The following is a 7,452-nucleotide window of genomic DNA, read 5'->3' as shown; positions in this document are numbered from 1 at the left end:
GGGGGACCTGCGAGAGGCGCGACGTGCGGGGCTGCGGACCTCCGGCGACAGCGCCCTGGCGGGCGCTGCTGCCTACGGACGCTGCGCTCGGGGGCCTTGACCCGCCGCGCCGCTGCCGTTGTCGGTGTGCTCGGGTGAGGCGGAGAAAGGGGTGAGCCCGCGCGCGCGGTTCACCCGCCACGCCTACACCGCGATCACCGGGGCCCCGGTGGGCGCGAGGTGACGCGAGGCCCGGGCGGCGTCCGCCAGGGCCCGCGTCACGAGCGCCCTAGGCCCTCACCGGTCTCTTCCATCCGGAGACCTCGCCCGCCCTGTGCGGCGTGCACGGCCCGATTGGCTCGCCCCGCGCCCCTCGTGCATACTGGAAAACGAGGAGCAGCTCCTCCTCCCCGGGCGAGCCCATGGTGGGACCTTGCACGTGGCGCCGCTTTCTGGGGCTTCGGCGGCCCAGGGACGGCTCTGGCGGCTCCTGGGAACCGCCACGTACGCCGAGAAAGGAGGTGATCCGTTGATCGACGGTAATTGTATGGCGAGCGAGGTGACGACGTTCTAGGTCAGCGAATCATCATGCGGCGTCGGTGGCATCGACGCCGCTGGGAGCGTCCTCTGATCTAGATACTCCCAGCGTCACCGCACCCCCGAGAGCGCGGAAGCCATACCGCCTCGAGGCCCCGTGCCTGCTCTCGGGGGTTCCTTTTGTCCGCGCCAGCGCTACCGCGCGGCGTCGTCGGTCCCGCCGGAGGGGGGCGCGCCCAGAAGCTGCGCGTCGCTCATGGCGTTGAAGGTCGCCGCGTCCCGGACGCACATCCCGACCACGTCCACCGTGCCGTTCGCCGCGTGCACGATCTTGCGCCGCATGTTCGGCCCGTCCTTGGAGCGCCGAATGCCGAACAGGTGAAAGAGCGGCAGGTTCGGCGCCACCTCGGCGTTCGGCAGCCACTCCATGCAATTGCCGCTGTAGAGGGGCGTGTTGCGGCGCGGGGCCAGCCAGCCGAGCAGGTGCTGGATCTTCTGCCCGGCGAGGTCCACCGGAAAGAAGTGCGCCCCGTCCTCCCAGCGGTAATAGGCGACGTGCTCGGGGCTGTTGCGCCCCCACGCGTAGCAGGTTCCCGGCTCGACCCCCATCCAGAGGTGGTTGGCCGTGTAGCAGAGGCCCACGTAGCCGTTCGGCGAATGGAAGCGGCCCTCGAAGTTGGCGAAGGATTGCGGCGTCACGGCCACGAAGAGGCGCCGCGTGCGACGGTGCGCGGGTCCGGCGTCCACCCAGCGCGAGGGGAGCGCGTGTTGCTGGGCGTAGCTCTGGGCCTCGCGCACGGCGCGGGTCTCGGCGCGGACGAGGCCGCTTCCCGCGAGCAGGACTCCCGCGAACAGGAGCGAAGCGAGTCCGAGTCGACGATGAAACGTGCGGCGCATGAGATCCTCCCTTTGCCGCGCAGAGCAAGCCGGGTGCCACCGAGGGGCGGACCGTCAAGCCCGCGTCGCGGCGGGATCCCTGGGCGTGGCGCCGCGCGCGGTCTCGTCGAGAATCGGTGGCGACGTCCGAATCCGAGGCGGAGGGGGCGTGAGGAGGTCAGGGCGCCGGAGGCGCGTCCCACTGCGCGAGGAGCCAGCGGACGAGGGTCGTATAGGGGATGCAGCGCGCGACCTCGGGCAGCTCGCGCGGTGGAATCTTGCCGCGCCAGGAATTCGTCTTCCAGGTCAGCTCGGCCTCCTGCCAGTCGGCCATCGAGAGGCGCAGCCGGCAGGGCATCGCCCGCTCGGTGGCGTTGCGAAAGAGGCGCGCGAAGGTGCTTGCGGCCGGGGCGGGGACCATCACCCGGCGCGTCTTACGGCAGGCCAGGATGCGGCTCATCGTCTCGCAACCGACCAGCTCGAGTCCGTTTCGCACGAAGGTCACGCGGAAGTGCACGTAGCGCTGCGGCGGTGTGGCCCGGCGCACGAGCAGGTGCAGCCCCTCGAGCGCGAGCTTCTCGCGGGGCGCGGGGTCGGCGGCGGCCTGGCGGGCGCCGAGCAGCGAGAGGGCGGTGGCGAGGGTCGCGGTGCACAGGCGGGTCGTCATGGTCGAGGGGTCCTTCCGGGTCATCCTACGCCTCGGCGTGGCTCGAGCTGCCCGGCTCCGAGTCCTTCGCGTCCTTCGAGCCCTCCGACGCGGCGACCGGGCGCTGCCGGTAGACCAGCCAGAGGGCCGCGGGGAGGGCCGTGAAGGCCGCGATCATCGAGAGCACGAAGGAGAGGGCCGAGAGGATGCCGAACTGCCGGATCGGGGGCAGGTCGGCCAGCGCGAAGGCCAGAAAGCCCCCGGCGTTGATCAGCGTGGCGAAAAAGATCGCGCGCCCCGAGACGAAGAGCGTGTGCTCGAGCCCCTCCTGCGTGCTCCGCGGGCCGGCCCCTTTGCGTTCCAGGAAATGATAGAAAAAGTGGATTTGATCGTTTTCGCTGGTTCCGAGCACGGTGGAGGCGATGAGGATCGTCGCCACGTTGAGGAAGATGCCGGTGACCCTCATGAAGGCGAACATGGCCAGGATGGCGAAGAGGGAGGGGATCATGGCCATCAGGCGGGCCGCGCCGCTGCGGAAGACGAGCAGGAAGGTGCCGAAGATGATCGCCACGGTCAGGCCGAAGCTCTCCACCAGCGTGGGCACCATGTAGTGCGCGATCTTGGCCTGCAGCGGCGCGGTCCCCGCCAGCTCGAAGGTGAACTCCTTGAGCGCGGGGAAGGCCGCCTGGGTCTCCTTGAAGTGTCGCGTGACCAGCGCCCGGAGCTCGACGAAGCCCTCGTAGTCCTCGATGCGCGTGATCACCGAGACGTGCGTCTGCGAGAGGTTCGGCCGCTCGAAGAAGCGCTGGAGCATCGGCTCGCGCGGCAGCAGGGTCTCCACGCTGTCCGAGAGCTGCTCGAGCTCCTCGTCGTCCTTGGGGAGCGCGTCGCCGCTTCCCCCCGCGTAGCGCAGCATGCGCAGCACCGTCGTCGGGCCGATGGCCGCGCCCACGGTGGGCTCGGCGCGCAGCCGCTCCTCGAAGGAGTCGAGCGCGCGCAGGGTCCCGGGCTCCGTCACCGCGCCGAGCTTGCCCTTGAGCCACACCTCCGCGACCGCGAGGCCGGCGATCTTCTTCTCGAGCGCCTTGGTGTCCTTGTAGAGCGCCGAGTCGTGCGGGATGTACTCCACGGCGTTCGTGAGGAGCCGCATGGGGGGCAGCGCGCCGCCGGGGAGCCCGAAGAGCGCGACGAGGCCGAGCGCGCAGACGAGGAGCGAGCCGGGCACCAGCCAGAAGCGGTAGCGATACGACCAGAACGGCAGCCACTGGCAGAGCTTCACGAACCACTGGCCGGCGATCTTGCGCTCCTGCTGCGTGGGAGTGCGCAGGAGGCGCTGCAGCGCCGGGAAGAGGGTGAAGACCGCGAGCCAGGTGAAGACGAGTCCCGCCGCGACCCAGAGGCCGAGCTCGCGGATGGGGCGGATCTTGGAGACCACGAGCGCCGCGAAGCCCACGGCGGTGGCGGCGATGGAGACGGTGCAGGGGAGGAACTTGTTCGAGAGCGCGTCGATCTGGTGTTCGTCGACCGGCCGCCCCTCGGGCCGCTCGACGAAGCGCGAGTGGATGTAGACCAGCGTGGCCGTGCAGGTGATGAGGATCGTCATCGGCACGAGCGACGAGGTGATGGTGAAGGTCCCTCCGACGAGGCCGATGAAGCCCACGGTGAAGGCGGCGCTCACGCCCAGGGTGACGATGAAGGCGATGAGCGTGCGCACCGAGCGATAGAGCAGGACGTTGAGCACGATCACGAACACCATGAAGAGCGGGAAGTAGCGTAGCGAGGCGCGCTTGGTGTCCGCGTCGAGGTAGGTGTTCACGTACGGCTGCCCCACCTTGCGCAGGGCGGCGAGCGGGGCGAGCTGCGCCTCGTAGGGGCGAAGGACCTCGTCGATCTGCGTCACGAGGCGGGTGCGGTCGCGGCCTCCGGTGACGGACATGACGAGGGCGACGGCCAGGAAGTCGCGCCCCACGAGCCCCTGCTGCGAGAAGAGGGGCGAGCCCTTGGCGAAGGTCTTGAAGGCCGCCGCGCCAGCCGCGTCCGGGGAGAAGCCCGCCTTGGCGCGCCGGAAGACCGAGATAGCGGAGTTCGCGCTGACCCCGGGGATCGTGCCGAGCCGCCGCTCGAGCTCGTCTACGCGGGCGAGCACCGCGGGGGCGAAGGGGTCGCTGGCCTCGGCGAGCAGCACGACGTACTCGCCCGCGCCGAAGACCTTCTCGAACCCCTTGGAGGCGATGTAGTCGGGGTCGCTCTGGACCACCAGGCGGTCGAGAGAGTTGTCGTGCTCGACCTTGATCGCGAGGTACGCCGCGGGGACGAGGAGGAGCGCGTAGAGCGCGACGACCCAGTAGCGCTTGGCGACGACGAAGCGGAAGAAGCGGTGCATTCGACTCGCCTTCCGGGGGGACTACTCGCCGAAGCGCTGCTCGGCCTTCTTCAAGGTCGCCGCGTCCACGGGGATGAAGCGGGAGATCATCATCTCTTTACAGATCTCTCCCCCCTTGCCCGAGCCGCACATGCCGAGGAGGAGCTTCGCGAGCTTCTTCTGCGCCGGCGGGGGGAGCTGGGTCGAGAGCGCCACGACGAGCACGCCCGGGAGCGCGGGGGAGGTGTGAATCGATCGCAGCGCCGCTCCGCCCTCCATCTTCTTGGCCTGCGCGAGCTGATCGTCGTCGAGCAGCGTGGCGTCGGCCTGCCCCTTGAGAACGGCGCGCACCCCTTTCAGCGCCTGGCCGGTGCGCTTGAGCGCGAAGTGCGTGGCGGCGTCGAGCTTCTTTTCGAAGACTACCTTCGAGAGGTAGGCGGGCCAGTCGGCGAGCGGCGTTTGCAGGCGCTTGCCCTTGAGCGCTGCGAGCGAGGAGAGCGCCGGGTCCTTGACCACCACGTGCACGCGCTTCGAGACCAGATCCTTGCTCTCCACCTGGACCAGCGGGACGAGCTTCTGCGAGGCCTTGAGCTCGAAGTAGAGCGTGGGCTCCACCACCGCGAAGCCGGTCGTCCCCTTGCCGAGCAGCGCGAGCGACTCCTTCTTGGTGGCGAGGAAGGTGCCCTTGGCAGCGCCCTTCGGCCACCCCATCGCCCCCTCGAGAAAGGTCGAGAACTTGGCCAGGTAAGGCTCGGCCGCCTTCGCGTCGCCGCCGAGGCGGGTGACGAAGACGGCGAAGTCTCCCTGGCCGGCCAGGGCGAGCGGCGCGCCGCCGGGGCGAAGCGAGAGGAGCGCGAGGGTGGCGACGAAGCGGAGCGTGGTGGGCATGGGCTGAGCGCGACCCTCCTTCCTCGTGGGCGAAGCGAGCTGCGCTTACCATACAGCGGGGCGCGCGAAATAGAAGACACGATTTTTGTGCGTGGCGGCACGGACCGCTCCGTCGGAGGACGGGCCAGTCCGGGGGCTTGTCGGAGCACCGATTGGGGGGAATACTTGGCGCCTCGAGAGGAAAGGATGGTGCCGATGCGTGCGCTGAGCGTCACTTGGGCGGTGTTTCTGGTGCTGGGTTCGGTCGGGCAGGGCTGTTCGACGAACGGCGGCACGAAGATCGACTCCGCGATCTCCCCCGACGCGTCGAGCGTCGACGCCGCGGCGTTCGCGGACAGTCGCACGGCGGACCAGCGCGGGGCAGACGCGGCGAAGGCGGACGCGAGCGCAGTCGACGGGCGCGCGGGCGATGCGATGCCCGGCGACGCGAAGGGCTCGGACGCGTGCGTTCCGACGAGCCCGGCCACGGAGGTGTGCGACGGCAAGGACAACGACTGCAACGGCCTCGTGGACGACGTGGACGTGGGCAAGGACGGCATCTACGACTGCCTGAAGATCGCCCTCTTCGGTCTCGCCGGAACCTTCGGGTCGTCGGACTTTCAGGCCTGGCTCAAGAGCAACGGCGTGAACGGGGTGGACCGCGCGCAGACCGATCCGAAGGAGGCGCTCACGCAGACCCTGCTCGACAAGTACTCGATCATCATCCTGGACCGCCTCGTGCGGGACTACACGGCCACCGAGGCCGACCTCTTGCGGCAGTGGGTCGAGGCGGGCGGCGGCTTGATGTCCATGTCGGGCTACACGGGCGGCTCGACGGACACCACGCGCCCGAACAGCCTGATGGTCAAGCTGGGCCTGGAGTACAAGGGGGGCCTGGCGAACGGTCCGGTGACGAGCTGGAAGCCGCACGCCATCAGCCAGGGGATCACGAGCATCACCTTCAACGGGGGTTTCCCGGTGGCCGAGGTGGCGGGGGTGACGGGGGGCACGAACACGGTGGTCTGCGAGCTGCCGGCGGCGAAGGGGCCGGCGGGGATGGCCCAGGTGCGGGGCAAGGGTCGGGTCTTCGTCTTCGGCGACGAGTGGATCGAGTTCGATTCGGAGTGGAAGAGCCTGCCGCAGGTCAAGGTGCTCTGGGGGAACATCCTGGGCTGGCTGGCGCGGTTCACGAACTGAGGCGGGCTGTCGGCCGGGACCGCGCGCCTCGCCGGCCGGGAAGGCTCAGCCGCGCGTGGCGAGCGGCCCGTAGTCGAGCTGGCCGAGGTAGCGCCGCAGGTGCTGGTTCACGAGGTCCGGGAACTCCACCGCGGTGTAGTGCGTGCCCCCCTTCAGCACCACGAGCTCGGCCCGCGGAATAGCCTCGATCATCCGGCGCGCGGTCTTCACCGGCGTCATCACGTCCTTCGAGCCTGTGAGCACCAGCGTCGGCACGGCGATGCGCCCGAGCACGTCCTCGGCGTCGTGCTGGCCGAGAAAGCGCATCGTCTCGGCGTAGACCTCGAAGTCCAGGCTCGAGAACTCCTTGGCCAGGTCGTGAAAGACCTGATGATCGAGCGTGTGGCTCACCAGGCCCAGGCGCTGGATCGCCGGAATCAGCCCGTTCCAGCCCACGGCGGCTCGTGCCCCCTGCTCGACGAGCGGAGCCCCCCTGCGCATCGCGGAGAGGAGCATGGGGATGAGGAGGCGCACGCCGGGGGCGCCGAAGGCGGTCTCGAACGGGCGCCCGAAGGTGCCGTTCAGCACCACGAGCCCCGCGAACTGGTCCGGGCGGCGGCGGTAGTATTCGAAGTTCACCTGCACGCCCATCGACCAGCCGACGAAGACGGCGCGCTCCACGCCTTCCGCGGCGAGCACGAGTTCCAGGTCGCGCACCTGGTCCGGCACCGAGAGCGCGCCGAGCGAGGCCGGCCGCGCCGAGCGGTAGAGCCCCCGGTAGTCCCAGGAGAGGACCTTGTAGTGCGGGCCGAAGAGGCTGTACTGGTGGCGCCAGGCGGCGAACGAGCCGCCGAGGCCGTTCGAGAGGACGATCGCCGGTCCGTCGCCGCGCACCTGGTACGCGATGGAGGTCCCGTCGAAGCTCGTGATGCGACGCTGCTCGATTCCGCGGAGGGGCATGCGCTTCCAGTATGCCACAGCCCGCGGCGCGAATTGCCGCGAGAGAGGG

At 69.8% G+C, this 7,452-nt stretch carries 6 protein-coding genes; 1 reads left to right on the top strand and 5 read right to left on the bottom strand.

Going from position 1 to position 7,452, the window contains the following annotated elements; translation table 11 throughout:
- Window positions 1-711: 711 nt before the first annotated feature.
- The 4 genes from IT371_22360 to IT371_22345 form a co-directional block, all read right to left on the bottom strand.
- Window positions 712-1,413 carry a hypothetical protein gene (locus tag IT371_22360; GenBank protein MCC6750424.1) on the bottom strand — a complete coding sequence of 234 codons (702 nt, stop codon included), beginning with the start codon at window positions 1,411-1,413 and terminating at the stop codon, window positions 712-714.
- Window positions 1,414-1,570: 157 nt separating this feature from the next.
- Window positions 1,571-2,059, bottom strand: coding sequence for a hypothetical protein (locus tag IT371_22355; GenBank protein MCC6750423.1), 489 nt, complete (start codon window positions 2,057-2,059; stop codon window positions 1,571-1,573).
- Between the two features lie 25 nt (window positions 2,060-2,084).
- Window positions 2,085-4,421, bottom strand: coding sequence for an MMPL family transporter (locus IT371_22350; GenBank protein MCC6750422.1), 2,337 nt, complete (start codon window positions 4,419-4,421; stop codon window positions 2,085-2,087).
- A 21-nt stretch (window positions 4,422-4,442) separates the two neighbouring features.
- Window positions 4,443-5,288, bottom strand: a complete 846-nt coding sequence (locus IT371_22345; GenBank protein ID MCC6750421.1) for a PhnD/SsuA/transferrin family substrate-binding protein — start codon at window positions 5,286-5,288, stop codon at window positions 4,443-4,445.
- A gap of 195 nt (window positions 5,289-5,483) precedes the next feature.
- Between IT371_22345 and IT371_22340 the strand changes: the two genes are divergently transcribed.
- Entirely contained in the window at window positions 5,484-6,464 is a 981-nt protein-coding gene (locus IT371_22340) for a hypothetical protein (GenBank protein ID MCC6750420.1), read from the top strand.
- A gap of 45 nt (window positions 6,465-6,509) precedes the next feature.
- On the opposite strand, the gene IT371_22335 is transcribed toward IT371_22340, so the two are convergent.
- On the bottom strand, window positions 6,510-7,403 hold the full coding sequence (locus IT371_22335) for an alpha/beta hydrolase (protein ID MCC6750419.1): 894 nt from the start codon (window positions 7,401-7,403) through the stop codon (window positions 6,510-6,512).
- Window positions 7,404-7,452: the final 49 nt, after the last annotated feature.

This window comes from Deltaproteobacteria bacterium (assembly GCA_020848905.1).
Taxonomy (GTDB): domain Bacteria; phylum Myxococcota_A; class Polyangia.
This window is presented reverse-complemented; position numbering and strand designations above follow the sequence as displayed.

What these genes read in the sequence shown, in the direction of transcription:
- IT371_22340 (MCC6750420.1), top strand. Translation starts at nt 5,484, where the DNA reads ATGCGTGCGCTGAGCGTCACTTGGGCGGTGTTTCTGGTGCTGGGTTCG.
- IT371_22345 (MCC6750421.1), bottom strand. Translation starts at nt 5,288, where the DNA reads ATGCCCACCACGCTCCGCTTCGTCGCCACCCTCGCGCTCCTCTCGCTT.
- IT371_22355 (MCC6750423.1), bottom strand. Translation starts at nt 2,059, where the DNA reads ATGACGACCCGCCTGTGCACCGCGACCCTCGCCACCGCCCTCTCGCTG.
- IT371_22350 (MCC6750422.1), bottom strand. Translation starts at nt 4,421, where the DNA reads ATGCACCGCTTCTTCCGCTTCGTCGTCGCCAAGCGCTACTGGGTCGTC.
- IT371_22360 (MCC6750424.1), bottom strand. Translation starts at nt 1,413, where the DNA reads ATGCGCCGCACGTTTCATCGTCGACTCGGACTCGCTTCGCTCCTGTTC.
- IT371_22335 (MCC6750419.1), bottom strand. Translation starts at nt 7,403, where the DNA reads ATGCCCCTCCGCGGAATCGAGCAGCGTCGCATCACGAGCTTCGACGGG.